This window comes from Flavobacterium sp. LK-23, from assembly GCF_058135255.1.
Window position 1 is genome coordinate 21,873 of the sequence record NZ_JBYUVT010000018.1, and the last position, 20,949, is coordinate 42,821.

Annotated in this window: 21 protein-coding genes; 8 read left to right on the forward strand and 13 right to left on the reverse strand. The window is 33.0% G+C overall.

Features of this window, described 5'->3' with window-relative positions; all coding sequences use genetic code 11:
* Positions 1-56 precede the first annotated feature (56 nt).
* From AC3Y25_RS20135 to AC3Y25_RS20150, 4 genes are all read right to left on the reverse strand, one after another.
* On the reverse strand, positions 57-497 hold the full coding sequence (locus tag AC3Y25_RS20135) for an SRPBCC domain-containing protein (protein WP_489903967.1): 441 nt from the start codon (positions 495-497) through the stop codon (positions 57-59).
* Between the two features lies 1 nt (position 498).
* Complete coding sequence (locus AC3Y25_RS20140) at positions 499-909, reverse strand: VOC family protein (protein WP_489903968.1); 411 nt, start codon at positions 907-909, stop codon at positions 499-501.
* Between the two features lie 101 nt (positions 910-1,010).
* Complete coding sequence (locus AC3Y25_RS20145) at positions 1,011-1,415, reverse strand: SRPBCC family protein (RefSeq protein ID WP_379796177.1); 405 nt, start codon at positions 1,413-1,415, stop codon at positions 1,011-1,013.
* 35 nt (positions 1,416-1,450) lie between these two features.
* Positions 1,451-1,861, reverse strand: a complete 411-nt coding sequence (locus AC3Y25_RS20150) for a VOC family protein (protein WP_489903969.1) — start codon at positions 1,859-1,861, stop codon at positions 1,451-1,453.
* A gap of 141 nt (positions 1,862-2,002) precedes the next feature.
* Between AC3Y25_RS20150 and AC3Y25_RS20155 the strand changes: the two genes are divergently transcribed.
* A complete protein-coding gene (locus AC3Y25_RS20155) occupies positions 2,003-2,968 on the forward strand; it encodes a GlxA family transcriptional regulator (RefSeq protein WP_489903970.1) in 966 nt (321 codons plus the stop codon).
* A 314-nt stretch (positions 2,969-3,282) separates the two neighbouring features.
* Positions 3,283-3,498, forward strand: a complete 216-nt coding sequence (locus tag AC3Y25_RS20160) for a hypothetical protein (protein WP_489903971.1) — start codon at positions 3,283-3,285, stop codon at positions 3,496-3,498.
* 20 nt (positions 3,499-3,518) lie between these two features.
* Here AC3Y25_RS20160 and AC3Y25_RS20165 read toward each other — a convergent pair whose 3' ends face one another.
* The 6 genes from AC3Y25_RS20165 to AC3Y25_RS20190 all read right to left on the reverse strand — a co-directional run bounded on the left by AC3Y25_RS20165 (position 3,519) and on the right by AC3Y25_RS20190 (position 9,301).
* The gene (locus AC3Y25_RS20165) at positions 3,519-4,157 is read right to left on the reverse strand and encodes a murein L,D-transpeptidase catalytic domain-containing protein (RefSeq protein WP_489903972.1); all 639 of its coding nucleotides are present in this window, start codon (positions 4,155-4,157) and stop codon (positions 3,519-3,521) included.
* Between the two features lie 145 nt (positions 4,158-4,302).
* A complete protein-coding gene (clpX, locus tag AC3Y25_RS20170) occupies positions 4,303-5,535 on the reverse strand; it encodes an ATP-dependent Clp protease ATP-binding subunit ClpX (RefSeq protein WP_095927868.1) in 1,233 nt (410 codons plus the stop codon).
* A 165-nt stretch (positions 5,536-5,700) separates the two neighbouring features.
* Positions 5,701-6,375 (reverse strand): ATP-dependent Clp endopeptidase proteolytic subunit ClpP, encoded by a 675-nt coding sequence (clpP, locus tag AC3Y25_RS20175; RefSeq protein WP_095927869.1) that lies wholly within the window; start codon positions 6,373-6,375, stop codon positions 5,701-5,703.
* A 327-nt stretch (positions 6,376-6,702) separates the two neighbouring features.
* Positions 6,703-8,025 (reverse strand): trigger factor, encoded by a 1,323-nt coding sequence (locus AC3Y25_RS20180; protein WP_489903973.1) that lies wholly within the window; start codon positions 8,023-8,025, stop codon positions 6,703-6,705.
* Between the two features lie 112 nt (positions 8,026-8,137).
* Positions 8,138-8,482 carry a phage holin family protein gene (locus AC3Y25_RS20185; protein WP_250834093.1) on the reverse strand — a complete coding sequence of 115 codons (345 nt, stop codon included), beginning with the start codon at positions 8,480-8,482 and terminating at the stop codon, positions 8,138-8,140.
* A 54-nt stretch (positions 8,483-8,536) separates the two neighbouring features.
* Positions 8,537-9,301: an alpha/beta fold hydrolase gene (locus AC3Y25_RS20190; RefSeq protein ID WP_489903974.1), complete on the reverse strand. Its 765-nt coding sequence runs from the start codon at positions 9,299-9,301 to the stop codon at positions 8,537-8,539.
* 211 nt (positions 9,302-9,512) lie between these two features.
* On the opposite strand from AC3Y25_RS20190, the gene AC3Y25_RS20195 reads away from it, so the two are divergent.
* On the forward strand, positions 9,513-10,925 hold the full coding sequence (locus tag AC3Y25_RS20195; protein WP_489903975.1) for a hypothetical protein: 1,413 nt from the start codon (positions 9,513-9,515) through the stop codon (positions 10,923-10,925).
* Between the two features lie 35 nt (positions 10,926-10,960).
* Here the strand turns inward: AC3Y25_RS20195 and AC3Y25_RS20200 are convergent, their stop codons facing one another.
* The 3 genes from AC3Y25_RS20200 to AC3Y25_RS20210 form a co-directional block, all read right to left on the reverse strand.
* Entirely contained in the window at positions 10,961-11,827 is an 867-nt protein-coding gene (locus tag AC3Y25_RS20200) for a DUF4249 domain-containing protein (protein ID WP_489903976.1), read from the reverse strand.
* Between the two features lie 6 nt (positions 11,828-11,833).
* Positions 11,834-14,101, reverse strand: a complete 2,268-nt coding sequence (locus AC3Y25_RS20205; RefSeq protein WP_489903977.1) for a TonB-dependent receptor plug domain-containing protein — start codon at positions 14,099-14,101, stop codon at positions 11,834-11,836.
* A 79-nt stretch (positions 14,102-14,180) separates the two neighbouring features.
* Positions 14,181-14,894: a pyridoxine 5'-phosphate synthase gene (locus AC3Y25_RS20210; RefSeq protein WP_489903978.1), complete on the reverse strand. Its 714-nt coding sequence runs from the start codon at positions 14,892-14,894 to the stop codon at positions 14,181-14,183.
* Between the two features lie 115 nt (positions 14,895-15,009).
* On the opposite strand from AC3Y25_RS20210, the gene AC3Y25_RS20215 reads away from it, so the two are divergent.
* The 5 genes from AC3Y25_RS20215 to AC3Y25_RS20235 all read left to right on the forward strand — a co-directional run bounded on the left by AC3Y25_RS20215 (position 15,010) and on the right by AC3Y25_RS20235 (position 20,947).
* Entirely contained in the window at positions 15,010-15,669 is a 660-nt protein-coding gene (locus AC3Y25_RS20215) for a CBS domain-containing protein (RefSeq protein WP_250834099.1), read from the forward strand.
* A 100-nt stretch (positions 15,670-15,769) separates the two neighbouring features.
* On the forward strand, positions 15,770-16,654 hold the full coding sequence (locus tag AC3Y25_RS20220; protein WP_379796157.1) for an NAD kinase: 885 nt from the start codon (positions 15,770-15,772) through the stop codon (positions 16,652-16,654).
* Positions 16,655-16,827: 173 nt separating this feature from the next.
* On the forward strand, positions 16,828-17,520 hold the full coding sequence (gene porG / locus AC3Y25_RS20225; protein ID WP_489903979.1) for a type IX secretion system protein PorG: 693 nt from the start codon (positions 16,828-16,830) through the stop codon (positions 17,518-17,520).
* Between the two features lie 3 nt (positions 17,521-17,523).
* Complete coding sequence (uppS, locus tag AC3Y25_RS20230) at positions 17,524-18,264, forward strand: undecaprenyl pyrophosphate synthase (RefSeq protein ID WP_427872200.1); 741 nt, start codon at positions 17,524-17,526, stop codon at positions 18,262-18,264.
* Positions 18,197-20,947, forward strand: coding sequence for a BamA/OMP85 family outer membrane protein (locus tag AC3Y25_RS20235; protein WP_379796152.1), 2,751 nt, complete (start codon positions 18,197-18,199; stop codon positions 20,945-20,947). The genes uppS and AC3Y25_RS20235 overlap by 68 nt, the downstream gene beginning before the upstream one ends.
* The last annotated feature ends 2 nt before the right edge of the window (positions 20,948-20,949 follow it).

Genomic DNA, 20,949 nt, shown 5'->3' on the forward strand with positions numbered 1-20,949 from the left:
TGTTAATTATCTACCTTCCATCTCTCCTCTTTATTCTATTCTCTTTATTCTAACTTTTACTTCTCAGACAATTCTTTAATTAATTCCACCGCCTTTGGAAACGCATCTTTGAAGTAATCAATATGTTTTTCAATTACATCTACCTCAACATGAAGATTTACAACATCTCCTTTTTGAGTCAGTCTGTAAGTTTCCATTGCACCGCTCCATTTTTCTGTTTCTGCATTTGGTGGTACTTCTTTATGATCCTTGATTTCGCCAAGATGCTTAAAAGCCATATATTCATTCGGAATTTTGGTCTCAATCAGACTATTCATTCCATCTGCTCCTCCAGGACCTAAAAAATAAATTTTGTCCCCTTCGTTCCAAGTTGACTCAGCGTAACTTCCTTCGGCAAAAACGCTTGTCCATTTTCTATACGTTTCATCGTCCCATAAGACTTTCCAAATCTTTTCTTTTGGAGCCTTTATATCGATATTAAATACTAATTTTTCCATCTTAACCTGGTAATTTGCTAAAATCCATAAATAAAACATTCCAACGATGACCATCCAAATCGGCAAAACCACAGCCGTACATCCACCCCTGACTTTCGGCAGGAGGAGCAAAAACGTTTCCGCCCGCTTCTTTGACTTTCTCTGCCAGTTCATCTACTTCTTCCCTGCTTTCTGCATCAATCGAAATCAATACTTCTGAGCTTAATTTTGTATCTGCAATACTATTTTGAGAAAAGCTTGAAAAAAGCATTTCTTCAAAAAGCATTACTACAAAATGTCCTTCACCTACCACCATGCACGTCGAACTTGGCGTGTCATGCTGTTCATTAAACGAAAAACCAATTTTCCAGAAAAAGTCCTTCGCTTTTGCCACATCCTTTACAGGAAGATTCAACCATATTTGTTTTGTCATTTTTTGTTTTTTTTTGTTGGGTTAGATATTTATTTCTTTTAAACCATATAAGTATTATTTAGCATTCTATTTCAACCTTTGTCACTCTATTTCTTTGCACCTTAATTAGCTTCAACGTAACTTTTAAAATTATCCAAAATTGCCTGCCAGCCTGCACGCTGCATTTCTTCTGGATTTTGTGTTTCTGGATCAAAACTTTCAACGATTTCTACACCGTCTGGAGTTTCTGTAAAAGTAATTTCAACTTTTCTTCCGTCTCCCAGAACATACGAAAGCGCTTCGTTTGGTTTAACCAAAGTAAATTCTCCTCCAAAATCAAAACTCATGCTTCCGTCTTTGGCTGCCATAGTCGATTTGAACTTGCCTCCTTCTCTCAAATCTGCTTCAGCATAAGGTGTGTGCCAATCGGGAGATGCAAAACTCCATTTTGTAATGTGTTCTGGAGTATTCCAAAAATTCCAAACTTTATCAAGAGATGCGTTGACAGTGTTTTTTATTGTTATCATTTTTATCGTTTTTTTTGTGATTTGTTAATTGATTATTACATGTTAGCTGGAATCTGACTTTCATCCATATAAAAAACTTCCCAGTGATGTCCGTCTGGATCAAGGAAAGATCTTTGATACATCCATCCGTAATCTTTTGCTTCAATATAATCTGTTCCTCCAGCTTTAACAGCTTTTTCAAGCATTTCATCTACTTGTTTACGAGAATCAAGAGAAATCGAAATAAGAACTTCGCTTGTTGTAGCAGAATCACAAATCTGCTTATTAGTAAAGGTTTTATAAAACTCTTCTACCAATATCATTACAAATATATTTTCGTCAATAACTATGCAAGCTCCTTTTTCGTTTGTGAATTTCGGATTGGTTGAAAAACCAAGTCCGTTGTAAAAAGACACTGCCTTGTTCAAATCTTTTACGGCAAGATTTAAGAAGATTTTTGTTTTCATCTTTATAAAATTACGAATTAATTAAAACAAATTTAATTTTTTAAGATTAGTTTAAAATGCCAATAAAAGTCATTTTTAGGGGCATTTAAGACAAAATGCTTATTTTTGTCTGAATGTGAAATTTTCAAAACAATCAAAATCATGAGCAAGAAATTAGGATTAATCGTGCCTCACGACTATAAATTATTAAGTATTGCGGCTATTTTAGAAGTATTCGAAACAACCAATAAATTAAGTTCGGGAATCGAAAAACCATTCGAAATCATGATTTTTCAATCTAAAGAACAATCGGATCAAGGAAAGATATTTGGTTATACTTCTAACGAAATTGAAACTTCTGATATTATTTTAGACCTCATTTTGATTCCCGCTTTTACGACTGACAATATGAGTGAAATGATTAAAAAGAATAGAAATTTTATTCCGTGGTTACAAAAACAACATCAAAATGGAGCCGAATTAGCCAGTTTTTGCACTGGAGCTTTTTTGTTTGCTGCTTCTGGTTTATTGAACGAAAAATTGGCCACAACACATGTTGACGCTTGCAGCGCTTTTACCAAAGCTTTTCCGATGGTAAAATTAAAAGCCGAAGAAACCTTGACAGCAGACGGAAGTTTATACACCAGCGGCGGATCTACCTCAACTTTTCATTTATTGATTCTTTTGGTTCAGAAATTCTGCGGTAACGAAATGGCAGTTAAAATTGCTAAAATATTTTCAATCGATTTGAATCGGTACAAACAAAGTTATTTCAGCACCTTCAGACCCAATCATTTGCACAATGATTCCTTAGTTGCACTTTTACAGCAAAAAATTGAAAATCAGTATCATTCTATCGAAAAACTGGAAGAAATCACAAAAGATATCCCAACCAGTGCCCGAAACATGACTCGTCGTTTCAAACAAGTGACAGGAATTCCTCCGATTGAATATTTACAGAATATCAGAGTAGAAAGTTCGAAGAAATACTTAGAACAAACCCAACTTTCGATTTCAGAAATTATCGAAAAAACCGGCTATAACGACCCAAAAGCTTTTAGAAAAGTATTTTATAAAATGGTCGGTATGAAACCAATTGAATATCGAGAGAAATTTAGAGTGCAATAAATAATATTTTATAATTATTTTCCTATTTTTATCATCGATTTTAAAATTTTAAAAAGATAAAAAAAGTTATTGGAGTTTTATTAATCATCTTATTTTCAACTAGCTGTGATTCAAACACTCTTAAAGAAGAACCTATCGCAGGTTATATTCTTGACGCCGCTATAGACTTCAGCGTTGTTAATTCTAAAAACGAAGATTTATTAAATCCGAGCAATCCTGGCAGTTATGACCAAAGTAAAATAAAAATACTTTTTTTATTAGATGGTAAATTAGTTCCACAATATCAAGGAAACTTAGATTACCCCAATTTCTTCATGATTTATCAAAATTCAGATCGCTATGTAATTAGGGTTTTCTTAAATTACGATAAAGGAGAAAAATTACCTGAAACTTATATTCAATGGAATGAAAACGACAAAGACATCGTAAAAGTTGAATATTCGCGAACAAAAAATTCTACTATCAAAAAAAATGTTTGGCTTAATGATCAAGCAATTACTAATCCTACTTATTTAACCATTACAAAATAAGCGTTTAGCTGATTATATATTTATGTTTTTATAATCCACATCAGGACTTTTTTATTCGTTTTCAAAAGTTCGTCAATTTCTTTCATGCTTTCGTTTGAAACAGCTGGACAGCCCCAGCCTTCTGGAGTTCCTTTTGGGTAAACTTCATCATCTGGTACTGCTTCCCATGAATGCAAAACAATGGCACGTTTTTGCGCATTAAAATTGCTTTTCTCTTTTCCTTGTAAAACATAATTCACTTTTATTCCCCACTGGCTTACACCACGATCTAAAACAACATATTTTCCAACCGAAGAACAATGCGAATCAAATTCGTTGCTCATCTTTGCGTTATCTTTAGAATAAGTTCCTCCCCATTGATTGTCGCCGCAGCCGTGACTTACCATATACGATTTTGAGACTTCCTTCTTTTTAAAATCGTAAACAAAAAATCTTTTATAACCAGAATGCAATCCGAGGTCTATCAAAATAAATTTATCTTGATTTAAATTATTGACTTTACAATAGTATGCTGCTTCTTTATAATAATTATTGTAATTAACTTCAATACTAGGATTTTCTGAAACTGCTTCTCTTTTATACTTATTTTCAGAAACAGTTATTCTTTTGCTTTCTTTATTACAAGAAAAAACAAATACTAGACAAATTATAAAAAGCATTCTTTTCATATCAAATATTTACACAAAAGCACAAACGAAAATAGGGTTAAAAAAGTATATAAAAAAACCTGCTCAAATAAATGAGCAGGTTCTATAAGATGAACTTTTTCAAAGTTTAAATCTTTGAAAAAGCTGATTTTAAAATTTAAGAAGCAATTTCCATACGTTTCAATAAGTTTTTACTTAACGTATGTTCTGCATATTCTTTGTCGATTGTCAGACTAATATCATCAGATGTTGGCAGTTCGTACATGGCATCTGTTAAGATAGCCTCGCATAATGAACGTAATCCACGAGCACCTAATTTGTACTCTAAAGCTTTATCTACAATAAAATCTAAAGCTTCATCTGTAATTGTAAACTCAACATCATCCATTAAGAATAACTTCTGATATTGTTTGATCAACGCATTTTTAGGCTGTGTCAAAATTGCACGAAGCGTTGCTTTATCCAAAGGATCCATGTGCGTTAAAACTGGTAAACGTCCAATAATCTCAGGAATCAAACCAAAGTCTTTAATGTCTTTTGGGATAATGTATTGCAATAAATTGTCTTTATCTATATTGTCAGCATTTTTAGAAGTTGAGTACCCAACTGCCTGACGGTTTAAACGTTTTGAAATAATACGTTCTACCCCATCAAAAGCACCACCAGCAATAAATAAGATATTTTGAGTATTTACCTCAACAAATTTCTGGTCTGGATGTTTACGTCCACCTTTTGGCGGTACGTTTACAACTGTTCCTTCTAATAATTTCAATAAAGCCTGCTGAACACCTTCTCCAGAAACATCACGAGTAATTGATGGATTATCGCTTTTACGAGCAATTTTATCAATCTCATCAATAAATACGATTCCTCTTTCTGCTTTAGCCACATCATAATCTGCAGCCTGAAGTAAACGTGTCAAAATACTTTCAACGTCTTCTCCAACATAACCCGCTTCTGTCAATACAGTTGCATCAACAATTGCCAACGGAACATCTAACATTTTAGCAATAGTTTTTGCTACTAATGTTTTTCCAGTTCCTGTCTGACCCACCATGATGATGTTACTTTTTTCAATCTCTACTTCATCGTCTAATTGCTGTTGCATTAAACGTTTGTAGTGATTGTAAACCGCAACTGACATCACTTTTTTTGTCTGGTCTTGACCAATAACATATTGATCTAGAAAAGCTCTAATTTCTTTCGGTTTCTTTAAAATTAAGTCCCCAACTAGTTTCGCGCTTCCGCTAGATTTTAATTCTTCTAAAACAATTCCGTGAGCCTGTTCAATACACTTATCACAAATATGTGCATTGATACCTGCAATTAATAAATTAGTTTCTGGCTTCTTTCTTCCACAAAACGAACATTCTAATACTACTTTTGCCATTCTATATTTAAGTTACTAAGCTGCAAAGATACTAAGTTTCTAAGCTTTTTGACCTAAAACTTAAAAACTTAGCTCTTTACAGCTTAATATTTTTTGTTTAAAGTTTAAAGTTTCAGGTTTCAGATTTGCCGAAGCAACTTGAAACATGAGACCTAAAACTAATTTTTAGCTTCTTCTTAATACTTCGTCAATCATTCCGTACTCTTTTGCTTCATCTGCTTTCATCCAGTAATCACGCTCACTGTCTTTGTGCACTTTATCAAAAGTTTGTCCAGAATGTTGAGAGATGATGTTGTATAATTCATCTTTTAATTTCAACATCTCACGTAAGTTGATTTCCATATCTGTTGCAACACCTTGCGCTCCTCCAGATGGTTGGTGAATCATTACTCTTGAGTGAGGTAGTGCAGAACGTTTTCCAGCAGCTCCCGCACATAATAAAACTGCCCCCATAGAAGCGGCCATTCCTGTACAAATTGTTGCTACATCTGGCTTGATGTACTGCATAGTATCATAAATTCCTAAACCTGCATAAACACTTCCTCCTGGCGAGTTTAAATAAATTTGAATATCTTTTGAAGCATCAGCGCTTTCTAAAAATAACAACTGAGCCTGAACAATATTAGCAATCTGATCGTCAATACCAGTTCCTAAAAAGATAATTCTGTCCATCATTAATCTTGAAAAAACGTCTAATTGAGAAATATTCAGCTGACGTTCTTCGATAATATATGGAGTCATGTTTGTTGGTGTCATCGCAGCTACGATTTTATCGTAATACATTGCGTTTACTCCTTGGTGCTTTGTAGCAAATTTTTTGAATTCTTTACCGTAGTTCATATTTTTAGTTTAAAGTTGAAAAGTCTAAAGTCAGCATGTGACTTTAACGAATTAAACAAAGTTCATACCTTTTTATAAGAGATGCCAATTTGTCGTCTTTTTTAAGATGCTAAGATTCTAAGTTACTAAGGTTCTAAGTTTTTTTTTCTAAGAAACGTTTACCAACTTCAAGCCTGAAACAAAAAAAGAACGTCAACAGAATAAAAAATTCCATTGACGTTCAAATATAATTATTTTTATCTTTCAGTTTCTGTAATAAAATCTTAATTTTTAAAAAGTATACCTCTTAACTCTCGACTTTAGAACTTTTGACTTTCAGACTAAAATTTATTCTCCGTAAGATGCAGCAATAAATTCTTCGTAAGTAACCTCTTTAGTAGTTGGGTTAGCTTTTTCTTTGAAAATATCTAGCATTTTAGCTGCTACTACTTGCTCAGAAAGTCTTTTCACTTCGTCTTGGTTAGATAAAACTCTAGCCACGATTCCTTGAACTTCTTCTTCAGTTGGGTTTGTTTGACCAAATTGAGCCATTTGCTGTCTGATTGCATTTGATGTAAACTCTTTTAAGTCATCAAATGTAATTTGAATATTACTTTGAGCCAATGCTTTTCCTTCGATTAATTGGAAACGTAAACCTTTTTCAGATCTTGCGTATTCAACTTCTGCTTCTTCTGGAGTTAATTTTTTCTCTCCAACAGTTTGCAACCATTTTTTAAGGAATTCAGCTGGTAAATCGAATTTTGTGTTTTCGATCAAGAAATCCTGAACGTCTAATAATAATTTTTGGTCTGCTTGCTGAGCAAATTGCGCTTCAGCATCTTCTTTAATTTTAGCTTTTAAATCTTCTAAAGAAGCCACATTTCCTTCACCAAAAAGTTTATCAAATAATTCTTGGTTTAATTCAGCTGGTTCAGAACCGTTAATAGCTTCGATAGTGAAGTTTACTTCAACATCTAAACCGTGAACACCTTCGTGACCTACTTTTAAATAATCCATTAATTGGTGATCGTCTTCAAATAAACCTTTTGTGCTTACTGTAACAACATCTCCAACTTTTTTACCTGTGAATTGTTTTTGAGCTTTTTTGCTAAATGCATCAACAGAAATTGTAGTCGTATTATTGATTCCGTTTGCTTCGTTTGAGAAAGTTCCAGTTAAATCAGATTTAGCATCAGAAACTTCTTGAGGAACTGCTTTTCCAAATTGTTTTTGGATACGCTCCACTTGTCCGTCGATTAATTTATCGTCTGCAGTAACGATATATTTTACGATATTATTTTTAGCTTCAAGATCAATTTCGAAGTTTGGCACTAAACCAATTTCGTATTCGAAAGTTAACTCTTCAGCATCCCAGTTAAAATCTTCGTTTACTTTAGCAAGAGGAGTTCCTAAAAGATTTAGTCTTTCAGATTGAATATAACGCTCTAAAGCCAAATCAACTACTTTTTTGATCTCTTCTTGCTTAATAGCTTTTCCGTATTGTTTTTCAACAAGATCTTTAGGCACAGCCCCTTTTCTAAATCCTTTAACTTGTGCTAAAGGCATTTTTTCGTTAATTCTTTTTGCTACTTGACCTTTATAATCCATATGAACAACGTTCATAACGATTGTCTCGTTTACAGCGTCTATTGCTACTCTTTTAATATCCATCTTCTTCTTTAATTTACATAATAAAATTGGGTTGCAAAATTATAAAATTTTTGCAACCCAACCAAGTTTTTAATCTATTGTATTTGAAGCAGTTTTAATCTGCTCAATTGTTTTATTTATCGTCTCCCAATATTTTATAAGTAAGAGATTGAAGGATAGACAAAATAATGCTGAATATTAATGCCGTCCAGAATGTATCGACTACAAAACCGCCAACAATTTTTGTACAAAGCAAGATAATCAAAGCATTTATAACTAATAAAAATAAACCAAGTGTAACAAACGTTACCGGCAGAGTTAGCAATACCAAAATTGGTTTAATGAAGATATTTAGCAATCCTAAAACTACTGCAACAATTACGGCCGTACCAAAACTTTTAACATCTACTCCAGTTAAAATGTTTGACAATAATAAAACTAAGGCAGCTGTAACAAGAAGTCTAAGTAATAATTTCATAGTTATTCAGGTTTAAAATTTATTTAAAAGTACTAATTTTTCATCAAAAAATAACTACTCTTTCAAAAACTCCGTTGTCAATTCAAAAAACATTTTCGGATTTTCAGCATGCAGCCAATGCCCAGCATTTGGGATGGTTTCTAATTTTAAATTTGGAAAATGTTTACGGATTCCCTCCAAATCTTGATCTTGAATGTATCCAGAGTTTCCTCCACGAATAAATAATGTCGGGTTATTAAAAACTAAATCGTCTGCCAAAGGTTTTCCAATTGCATCTAGATTATTATTAAAAGCTTCTAAATTAAATCTAAAAGCCAATTGTCCTGGCTCTTTCCAATATAAATTTTTCAGCAGAAATTGTCTTGTTCCAAAATCTGAAACATATTGAGAGACTATCTCTTCAACATCATTTCGACTTGGTTTTACTGAAAAATCGACAGCATTTAATCCTGCCAAAATATCCTGATGGTGCTGTTTGTAAAATCTCGGACCAATATCTGCTACAATCAATTTATCTACAATCTCTGGGTGTGTTGTTGCGAAAAGCATTGCTACTTTTCCTCCCATAGAATGGCCAAGAATATCAACTTGTGTAAGATTGTTTGCTTGACAGTATTCATACACATCTTGAACCATTGCTTCATAACTCCACTCATCTGAATGAAAACTGCGACCATGATTTCTTAAATCTAAAATATGAACTTGAAATCCGGCTTCTACATATTGCCCGGCAAGAGTTTTCCAGTTATCGGACATTCCCAGAAATCCGTGCATGATGATAAATGGTTTTCCTTCGCCTTCTATTTTTGAGTATAACATTTAATTTGCTTATAAAAATTCTATTTACAAATGTAAAAAAACTTATCCATTACGACGATAACAGATATATCTATAAAACATTTTCAGATCATTAATATTAATAAAAAAAACTTTACATCCTTACGGTTTCCCGTAATGTTTAGAGAATTTAATCAGCTACCTTGCGCCCCGAAATAAAAACTAAAATTTCATTTTAATTTAAACACAAATCATGATCAAAAAACTACTTTTATTATCATTGATTGCTTCGCAACTTATGATTTCATGTTCTAGCGACAACAGCGATGAAGTAATTCCAGAAGTAAAACCAGACCCAAAACCAGAAGTAGAGCTAACCATAGAAGAGCAAATTGCAGCTTTATTAAAACAGCCGTATTCAAACCTTACTCCTGCACAGCAAAAAACAAAATTTGAAGCTGAAGCTAATGAAATGCTTGTTCAATTGGATAAAAGCAAAACCTCTGGAGCAATCGAAGCGATTAAAAACTTAGGCCGTTTGTTTAGCGTTAAACATATTGATCTTTTTGACGGAAAAAGTCAAAATGGTGTAGAAGAAGTTTTAAACATTTCGGGCGTATATGGTACATATACTTGGGATGATGCTAAAAAAACATGGACTAAAACGGCTTCGACTACAGAATTGAAATTTGTTTTCCCTGCAAAAGAAGGACAAACTACAAACAATGCAATATTAACATCTAAAAGCACTTCTTCGAACATTAAATTTTCAAATGTTGACACTTATGCTGAGTGGGGCTACAATTCAGAAACGCAGCAATACGGACCTATTACTCCTTCTGTACAAGATTGGTTTTACTTACCATCAACTGTAGAGGCTCTTTTAACTATTAATGGTGCACAAGCTGCTACTTTTACTTCAAATGCAAAATACTCAAGCCAAAACAAATCGCCAGAAGATTACAGCTACAAATTAGCCTTAAATGACGGTTATACTTGGGAAATGAGCGGTAAGAAAGGTACAGAAACTACTTCTAAAGCATTGTTTACTTATAACGGAAAAAGCTTAATTAACTTTAATGTTGCAAGTAATGCTGATATCGACAAATTGATCGAAAATGTAGAACTAAGCCAATACAAAGGAAAAGCAAATACGCTGTTTTCAATAATGGATAACTTTATTGTTATTGGTAATACAGATTTAGCTGCTGACGCTGCCGATAAAGAAGCTTTATACAAAAACAATACTCGCCCTGCATCTCCTGACGGTGAAAATCCTAAAAGTGACTACAAAGCTTATTACACAGCTTTGAATGCCTATGAGAAAAAAATATCTGAAGGAAAAGCAGCTAGCTTTAACAAAAACACGAAATTGTCTTTAGTTTCTAAAAAAGACGGTACTAAAATCGCTGATATTGTTTTGCGTTCTGAAAAAGTTGGAGACGATTATCTTGTTAGTTTACCTGTTTGGAATGCTCAAGGAAAATACTGGACATGGAGCCCTAATGGCGAACTATTTGCACAACCTTATCTTGATGAAGTAGTTTATTTAAAGTTCAATGATACTACAGAAGCTGCGATGGATGTTTATTTCTCTGAAATATTTAATTCACTTCATACTAAATTTACAGATTTCACAAGCGCTTTTCAAACAAAAAGCAAATAAACCTTTTTAATAAAAATGAAGCCGATTTGAATTACTCAAATCGGCTTTGTTTTTTTAGAAGAAGTCTGGATAATTATATTACTTTGCCCATACCCAGCCCAAATACCTATTCCTCCTTTTATATTTGATTTTAAACTTGTATTTGATGGATAAATTGGATTTTTGGCATTCACAATTTCGTTTTGCCAACTATTCCAGAAGTCTAAAGATTCTTTCGTTTGGGTTCGTAACTTTACATGAATCAAATCTCCATCAGTAAAATTTGGTGTGAATTTAGTTTTAGGAAACAATAAAATTCCTCTGTTTATCTGCATTTCAATGGCAGGACTTTTGAAATTTTTATCATCTAAATTGCCATAAAAAGAGGGAACAAAAATGGGTTCTTCGCCTTCCACTTTTGTTGCAATTTGGTAATAATTTTTTTCAGACACTGGATCATCAAATTTCACAAAAACATAGCCCGTTGTATCTGTTGCATTCTTTTTTATGTATTCTGCACTTTTAAGCTGTACCGATTTAGGAATTGTGGTCGTCGCTTCAACAACACGGTTTAAATATTCAATTTTCATCGTGTATTCTTTCCCTGCCTGCCCCATTAGAGTCGAACCAAAATATACAAATGGAGGAATACGGTTTTTATCGTTTTTTACTCTTAAAACTTCTGAATCCTCTCCGTCAGAAATGGTAATCTTTGCAGATCGAATCACATGATTTAAAACGTTTGTAGAATCAATGCCATCTGTTACCGGAATACTGCTAGACAGCAAAACATTTGCATAATCTCCTTCTTCAATCCAGCCTTCTACCACTATTTTAGATTCTATGTTTTTCTGTTCATTAAAATTATCATTAGAACAGCTTACTGCTAATAAACCCAAAAGAAACAATATATATTTTTTCATCTCATTTTAAAATTTAAATCTCCAACTTATCGAAGGAAGAATTCTATACAAAACTTTCTCATCTTGCTTTACCACAACTTTATCTTTGTTTTCGTTTACTTCGACATCCAAAACAACATATATAGGATTAGAAACATTAAATGTATTGTAAATCGAAAAATTTAAAGCGCTTTCTTTCTTCGAGGTTTTTATAAAATAATAATTTACAGAAAGATCTGTTCTGATATAATTTGGCATTTGAGCATTATTATATCCCGAATATTCTTTTACAGGGTTATTATTTATAAAATACCACGAGGTTGGCATTGTAAATCTATTTCCAGAACCAAATATTTGAGTTATTCCGAAATTCCATTTTGTATTCAAATCATACATTCCAACTACAGAAAGATTATGTCGTCTGTCATATTTTGCAAAATACGTGTTGCCATTATTCAATTCGTCAAAGTTTCTTTCTGACCAACTCAAAGTATAGCTTAACCAGCCGGTAAATTTTCCATTGCTTTTTTTCAACATCATTTCAAATCCGTACGCCTTACCTTCTCCAACATACAAATCGTTCTTTAAAGTTGTAATTTCATTAAACTGAGTTATTCCATACGGATATTCGAGTAGATTTTTCATCGAACGATAAAACCCTCCAAAAGAAGAAGAAAAATTTCTGCTTATATTTTGATTTGATCCAATAGAAAATTCACTAGAAGACTGCGGTTTAATTCCGTCAGAACTCGCAATCCAAAAATCAGTAGGAATACCAACACTCGAAGTTGTGATCAAACTTAAATATTGATATTGTTTATTGTAAGAAGCATAAAACGAATACTTTTCGTTTGCATAATAATTCAGTACCACTCGCGGTTGAAAATGCAGGTACGAATCAGATCCCGAAATATAGTAGTTCATTCGAAGTCCTAACTCGGCTATTAAATTCTCCAATAATTTAGGTTTGGCGCTCACAAAAATCGCGGCTTCGTTGGCATCAATTTTTCTTTGAGAATAATTGTCAATTGTTGCCAGATTTTCGACATTTATTTTTTGAGGTTGCAAGTCATGATAAACATATTGCAATCCAGATTCAAACGGAACATTATGGATTGAAAATCTTACTGAATTTGCAAATCCTAAATCCTTTACATAAGAAGAAACTCCAAACTCAATTGTTGCTTGCTCCATATTTAAGTCATTCAAATATTGGCTAAAATAAACTGTATTAGACATACTTACTTTAGACGAAAATGTGGTAGTTAAAGATGGTGATACTGTAAAATTACTCCATTTTAAATCGGTGTCAAGTGCAAAATTTTTATCTTTTATTTTGAGTTTATCGGCACTGTAAAAAGCATTTAAAGAAAATAAATTCTTTTCTGAGACTTGAGACAAAAAAGTAATATTGGCATCCGAAAAACCATATTTCATATCCTGAACATCATTCTTCGAATCAGATTTTAGCAACGGCCCGACGACTTCATCAATATAGGTTTTTCTCCCAGAAATATAGAATCCGGTTTTGCCATTTATAGGAACCGCTAAAGTTACCTGCGATGCCAGAATTCCAGCATTCCCTTGAATCGAAAACTCAGAAGGAAGTTTTTTATTGGCATTTAAAAGTGTTGTAGAACTCAAGCGTCCGCCATATTTTGCATTCGAACTCGATTTGTCAAATTCAACATCTTTAATATGATCTGTATTGTAAAAAGGAAATATCCCTAATAAATGCGACATTCCATAAATGGGAGTTTCATTATATAAAATCGCATTATGGCCAGGATCACCACCACGAACATACAAATAACCATTTGCGTCTCCAGAATTTTGTACTCCAGGCGTTAACTGCAAAAGTTTGATCACATCTGTTGTTCCCAAAAGTGTTGGAACAGCGTTTAATTCTTTCAAGTTAAAAGATAATCTTCCGCCAGATAAATTTTTAATTTGATTTTTCTTATCACTTGAAACAATCACCTCTTTTAACTGAGAAATATGTTTTTCTAAAACTACAGCAATCACAGTATCTTTTAGGATATCGAACTCAATAGTTTTTGAGATAAAATCAGAATGATTGACTTTTATAACAAGTCTGCCAGAAGAAATGTTTTCTGAAAAATTCCCTAAAACATCAGTAGCAACATTCCATTGTTTTTTATTTACTTCTAAAAAAACATTTGCGCCAACAAAATTTTGGCTGTCAGGAGATTTTATATTTCCAGATATCTTTACGGTCTGTGCAAAGAGGCCAGAAAAGGAAAACAAGAGAAAGAAAATAATAGATTTTGGCACTTCGTTTTAATAAGAAAAGTGCGAAAATAAACAATTATAACCCAAATGTATCAGGTTATAATTGTTTTGAGTAGAAAGTTTATTTCAATTTATTCAGATACATATTTACGGTATTATCCAATCCAAGATAAAGTGCCTCTGAAATTAAAGCGTGGCCTATAGAAACTTCTAATAAACCTGGAATATTTTCTTTGAAAAATTTGATATTGTCTAAACTTAAATCATGTCCAGCATTGATTCCTAAATCTAATTCGTTTGCCAATACTGCCGCTTTTGTGTAAGGATCAATTCCTTTTTCGTTTCCTAAACTATATTGATGCGCAAAAGATTCTGTGTATAATTCTATTCTATCTGTTCCTGTTTTTTTAGCGCCTTCAATCATTTCTAGAATTGGATCAACAAAAATCGAAGTTCTAATTCCGTTTCTTTGAAACTCCCCAATAACCTCTGTTAAATATTCTTGATTCTTGATGGTATCCCAGCCTGCAGATGATGTTATTGCTCCAATTGCATCTGGAACTAAGGTTACCTGATCTGGTTTGCATTCTAAAACCAAATCAATAAAATTATGCTGTGGATTTCCTTCAATATTATATTCTGTAGTAACAACTGCTTTTAAATCGCGTGCATCCTGATAACGAATATGACGCTCATCTGGACGCGGATGAATAGTGATTCCTTGCCCTCCAAATCGCTGAATATCTACAGCTACTTTTAATAAATCAGGAACATTTCCGCCGCGAGCATTTCGAAGCGTTGCTATTTTATTGATATTTACACTTAATTTTGTCATATAAATAGATATTAATTCTAGTAATCTTATATTTGTTACGACAAAAATACAAAGTAAAACAGAGCGGTTTTCGGTATTTTTTGATTATTTTGCATCAAATATCCTCAATTGATTTATGACAGAAATTACAAACTATATCACAAACGATTTCAGAGCGATTGACAGTCAGGAAACGATTGCTTCGATTCAGGACTTTTTTATCGATGTAAATTTTTCTCATTTTCCGATTTTAGAAGATGGTATTTTCATCGGAAGCATCTCTTCTGATGATGTTGAAACATTTGACATTGATAAAAAAGCAATTGATTACAAATATACTTTGGAACGTTTTTTTGCGCGAAAATCTATGATTTGGTTAGACGTTCTAGAAGTTTTTGCAAAAAACCATACCAATATTCTTCCTATTCTTGACGAAAACAATACTTACATAGGCTACTATGAAATGGAAGATATCATGAAGTTTTTTCAGGAAACTCCTTTTTTAAAAGAGCCAGGTGCAATTATTATTGTTCAGAAAGGGCTTTTGGATTATTCTATGAGCGAAGTAACCCAAATTGTAGAAAGCAATAATGGTAAGATTTTAGGCTGTTTTGTTTCTGAAGCTGATACCGAAAATGTTCAGATTACAGTAAAAATAGGCTTAGGAGCAATCAATGAAATTATCCAGACGTATAGAAGATATGGATACGAAATTATTTCAGAACATCAAGAGGACAACTATATTAACAGCTTAAAAGAGCGATCAGATTATTTAGACAAATATCTCAACATATAAATTATGAATGTGCCAATGGGAGAATTAGTTAATTAGATAATTTTCGCATTTTTCCAAATTATCTAATTGACACATTGACAAATTATCTAATTTACAAAGAATGAAAATAGCCATTTACGGACAATACTATCAGAATAGCACTGAACCTATCATAAAAGACATTTTCTCATTCTTCAATACCAATAATGTCGAAATGGTAATTGAAGAAAACTTCTTGAATATGCTTTATGAAAAACAGCTTGTAAAAAAAGAATACAAAACTTTTTCGCCAAGTACTGCTTTAGACAATAGTTTCGAAATGCTGATTAGTATTGGAGGTGATGGAACGATTTTAAGAGCCGCTGCTTTTGTTCGTAATTCTGGCGTCCCTTTATTAGGTATAAATGCTGGACGTTTAGGATTTCTTGCTAAAGTTCAGAAAGAAAATATCGAGAGTTTATTGCAATATGTAATAGATCAAAACTACACCACTTCTGAAAGAACTTTATTAGGAATTACATGCGAACCTTTTAATGAGGCCTTTAAAGAACTTAATTTCGCTATGAACGAAGTTACGGTGAGTAGAAAAGATACAACCTCGATGATTACAGTGGAGACTTATTTGAACAACGAATATTTAAACTCTTATTGGGCCGACGGATTAATCATTTCTACACCAACTGGTTCTACTGGATATTCTCTAAGCTGCGGCGGACCCATTTTAACCCCAGATGTAAAAAGTTTAGTCATTACGCCAATTGCCCCTCACAATTTAACTGCCAGACCGCTTGTTATTCCAGACGACACCGAAATTACACTTCGAGTAACAGGAAGAGAAGACCAATATTTGGTTTCTTTAGACTCGAGAATTTCTTCTGTAAAAAACGAGTCTATTTTAAAGATTAAAAAAACAGATTACAAAATTAAAATGGTTGAAATACCAGGCGAGACTTTCTTAAAGACCTTAAGAAATAAACTGCTCTGGGGAGAAGATAAAAGAAATTAAACTCTTTTCTGATTCTTCACTATACGATAATACCACATTTTCTCGTTCTGCATGTAGTGAATCATCATTAAATGGCTCTAAATCATATCGTAAATTGAAAAAAAAGCACATTTAACCAAAGGAACTTTGATTCGTATTGATAATTATTATATTTGCACGCAATTTTGAATTAAATGAAGAAAATTTTTAATTTATTGTTATGTTTTTTCCCCTTTATTACACTTAATGCTCAAATCAATGAGCTTGGTGTTTTTCTTGGCGGAAGCAACTTTGTAGGTGATGTTGGAAAAACAACTTACATAGCCCCAGAAAAGCTAGCTTTTGGAGTTCTTTACAAATGGAACAGAAGTCCGAGACATGCCTGGCGATTCTCTTATACACAATCAAACATTAGTGGAAACGATTATCAATCTGATGAAACTGGAAGAAATCAGAGAGGGTATCGTTTTGACAATGATATAAAAGAGCTTTCGGCTGGTTTAGAATTCAATTTTTTTGATTTTAATCTTCACGATTATCACACCAAAATAACACCTTATGTATTTACCGGTTTAAATTACTTTTTTTACAATAATTTATACCGATATACTTCAAGCCCAAACACCGTATACGAGCTAAAAAATCAAAGCTCGGTTGCTATACCTATTATATTAGGCATAAAATCAAATATATCACCACGTTTTGTTTTAGCCGCTGAAGTTGGTGCGCGCTACACCTTTACAGATAATCTTGACGGAAGTAATCCTAATACAAGCAGTCCAAATATCATGAAATTTGGAAATTTAAATAATAATGACTGGTATATTTTTTCAGGTATGACTTTAACGTATACCTTTGGAAAGAAACCATGCTATTGCGCATACTAAAAAATGAATTTACTAGAATCAATAGATCACACAAACTTACCTAAGCATCTGGCCATTATTATGGACGGTAACGGACGATGGGCAAAACAACAAGGTTTTTTGCGCGCATTTGGCCACGAAAACGGTACAAAATCTGTAAAAGAAATAATCAAAACTTCAGCTAAGCTTGGTATTGAATACCTAACCTTATATGCTTTTTCTACAGAAAATTGGAATCGTCCTAAATTGGAAGTTCAGGCATTGATGAAAATATTGATCAATTCATTAAAGAAAGAGCTTGTTACGCTTCAAGAAAACAATATTCGTCTCAACGCAATCGGAAATCTTGACAAATTACCCAAAACAGCCCAAAAAGAACTTTTGGATGTTATAGAAAAAACGAAAAACAATACTCGCTTAACTCTTACTCTTGCTTTAAGCTACGGCTCTAGAGAAGAATTAGTAAATGCCATAAAGTCAATTAGTGATAAAGTTAAAAATAATATAATTTCAATAGACACTATTGACGATTCAATTATAAATGAGCATCTTTACACGCAAAATTTACCAGACGTAGATTTATTAATACGAACAAGTGGAGAACATAGAATAAGTAATTTTTTACTGTGGCAGATTGCCTATGCAGAATTATATTTTACTAATGTCTTGTGGCCAGACTTTAAAGACCAAGATTTATATGAGGCTATTATTAGTTATCAAAAAAGAGAACGTAGATTTGGAAAAACCAGTGAACAAATTAAATAATTTTTTAGTGTTACAAAAAAGAATACCACAAATAATCTGTGCCCTTTTATTACTGGGTAGTTTTTCACAAGTCAAAGCACAAGAAAGAGTTCCTTTTGATCAAGGAAAAAAATATATTCTAGCTAAAGTTTCTGTTGTTGGTAAAATAAGCTTCAATGAGCAGACTGTTGTAACCTTTTCAGGACTTCAAAAAGGTCAAGAAATTACTGTACCCGGAGAAGAAATCAGTAGCGCAATTAAAAAATTAGGTAAGCTAGGACTTTTTGACGAAATCGCTTTCTATGTTAACAAAGTAGAAAACGACAGTATCTATTTAGACTTAGATATTGTGGAGCTTCCTAAATTAAACGAAGTTAAAATCGTTGGTGTCAAGAAAAGCAAAATCGAAGGATTAATTAAAGATAATAACCTGACAAAGAACAAAATTGTCAACGAAAACTTAATTACTACGACAAAAAATTACATCGAAAACAAATACAAAAAAGAAGGTTTTTATAATACGAAAGTTACTATAACAAACACTCCTGACACTATTAACGGACATCAAGTTAATATGCTTGTTAGAATAGACAAAGGAGACAAAGTTAAAATCAGCAGTATTGATTTCATAGGTAATAAACAGCTTACTGACAATCAATTGCGCGCTGCAATGAAAGACACGAAACAGAAAAATTTCATTCGTGTATTTAAAGCTTCTAAATTCATTCCAGAGAAATACAAAACTGACTTAGAAAAAGTAATTGCTGCTTACAAAGAAAAAGGATATCGTGACGCCCGTATTATTTACGATTCTGTTCAATACAGCAAGCAAAAAAATACCCTTGCAATTAAGATTAATGTAGAAGAAGGAAACAAATATTACTTCGGAAACATCAAATTCTTAGGAAATACTGTTTATTCAGATCAGCTTCTAAGCCGTTATTTAGGAATCAAAAAAGGAGAAACTTATAACGGAGTTTTACTAGAAAAAAGAATTGCTGATAAGACAAAACCAGACGCAGAAGACATTACGAATCTATACCAAAATAATGGTTATTTATTCTCTAACATCAACGCTGTAGAGGTAAAAACGGTTAATGATACTATCGATTTTGAGATTAGAGTTACAGAAGGTCCTATCGCTTATTTCAATAAGATCACTGTTGTTGGAAATGACAAAACAAACGACCACGTTATTTATCGTGAGTTAAGAACAAAACCAGGTGAAAAATACAGTAAAGAACAATTAGTTAGAACCATTCGTGAGATTGGACAATTAGGTTTCTTTGATCCTGAGGCCATTGATCCTAAATTTAAAAACGTAGATGCTGGAGCTGGAACTGTTGATATTGAGTATAATGTAGTAGAAAAAGGATCGAGCCAGGTCGAACTTCAAGGAGGTTATGGCGGTGGAGGTTTCATTGGTACATTGGGACTTTCGTTTAATAACTTCTCGGCACGAAAGCTCTTTGACAAAGAAGCTTATAAGCCTTTACCAATGGGAGACGGACAAAAAGTTGCGCTTCGTTTACAAGGAAGTACCTATTTCCAAACCTACAGTTTATCTTTCTCAGAGCCATGGTTTGGTGGGAAGAAACCAGTACAGTTTAGTTCATCTATTTCATACAGTAAGCAATTTCTTAACAATTACATCACTAGAACTGTTGATAGAAGCAAAAGTTTTAATATTTTTACAATCCAAGTTGGGTTAGCAAAAAGATTAACGGTGCCAGATGATTACTTCGTATTATCACAATCTGTAAGTTATCAGCACTATGACTTGAACAATTATAACACAGGTTTATTTACTTTTGGTAATGGTGCATCAAGAAACTTAGCGTATACAATCGGGCTTTCAAGAAGTAATAAAGGGGTAAACCCAATATTCCCTACTTATGGTTCTGAATTTAGTATTAGTGCTAAAGTTACACCTCCATATTCATTGTTTAACGGTGTTGACTATGGTAATTTACAAAATGAAAAGGAATACAAAACACAATATACAGGAACATCTGGAAGTGGTATAGACGGAAAACCACTTAACACTGGTGATTATGTTAAAACAGAAACTATTAATGGAACATCTGGTTATGTAAGTGTTGGATCTGATTTTGCAAGTGCTGATACAGATGTAGCGAAAGTCGATCAGAAAAAATACAACTGGTTAGAGTACTATAAAATTAAATTTAAAGGAGACTGGTATACTAAAGTTTATGGAAAATTAGTATTAAGAACACTTACTGAATTTGGTTTCTTAGGGGCTTATAACCAAGAAAGAGGTGTGATTCCGTTTGAGCGTTTTTACTTAGGAGGTGACGGTATGGCAAACTACTCAATGGATGGTAGAGAGACTATTCAGTTGAGAGGTTATCCAAACAACTCTTTAACTCCGGTAAATGCAAATGGTGATGCAATTGGAGCAACGATTTACAACAAATTCTCTATGGAATTACGTTACCCAATTACATTAAAAGCGTCGGCATCTATTTTTGCATTAACGTTCTTAGAAGCAGGTTCATCATACCCAACGTTCAAAGATTATAACCCATTTGACTTAAATCGTTCTGCTGGTGCTGGTTTACGTGTATTCATGCCTGCATTCGGATTATTGGGTATTGACTTTGGTTACGGGTTTGACGCTCTTCCAGGACAAACAAAAGCTAATGGTTGGGAAACACACTTTATCATTGGACAACAATTTTAAAG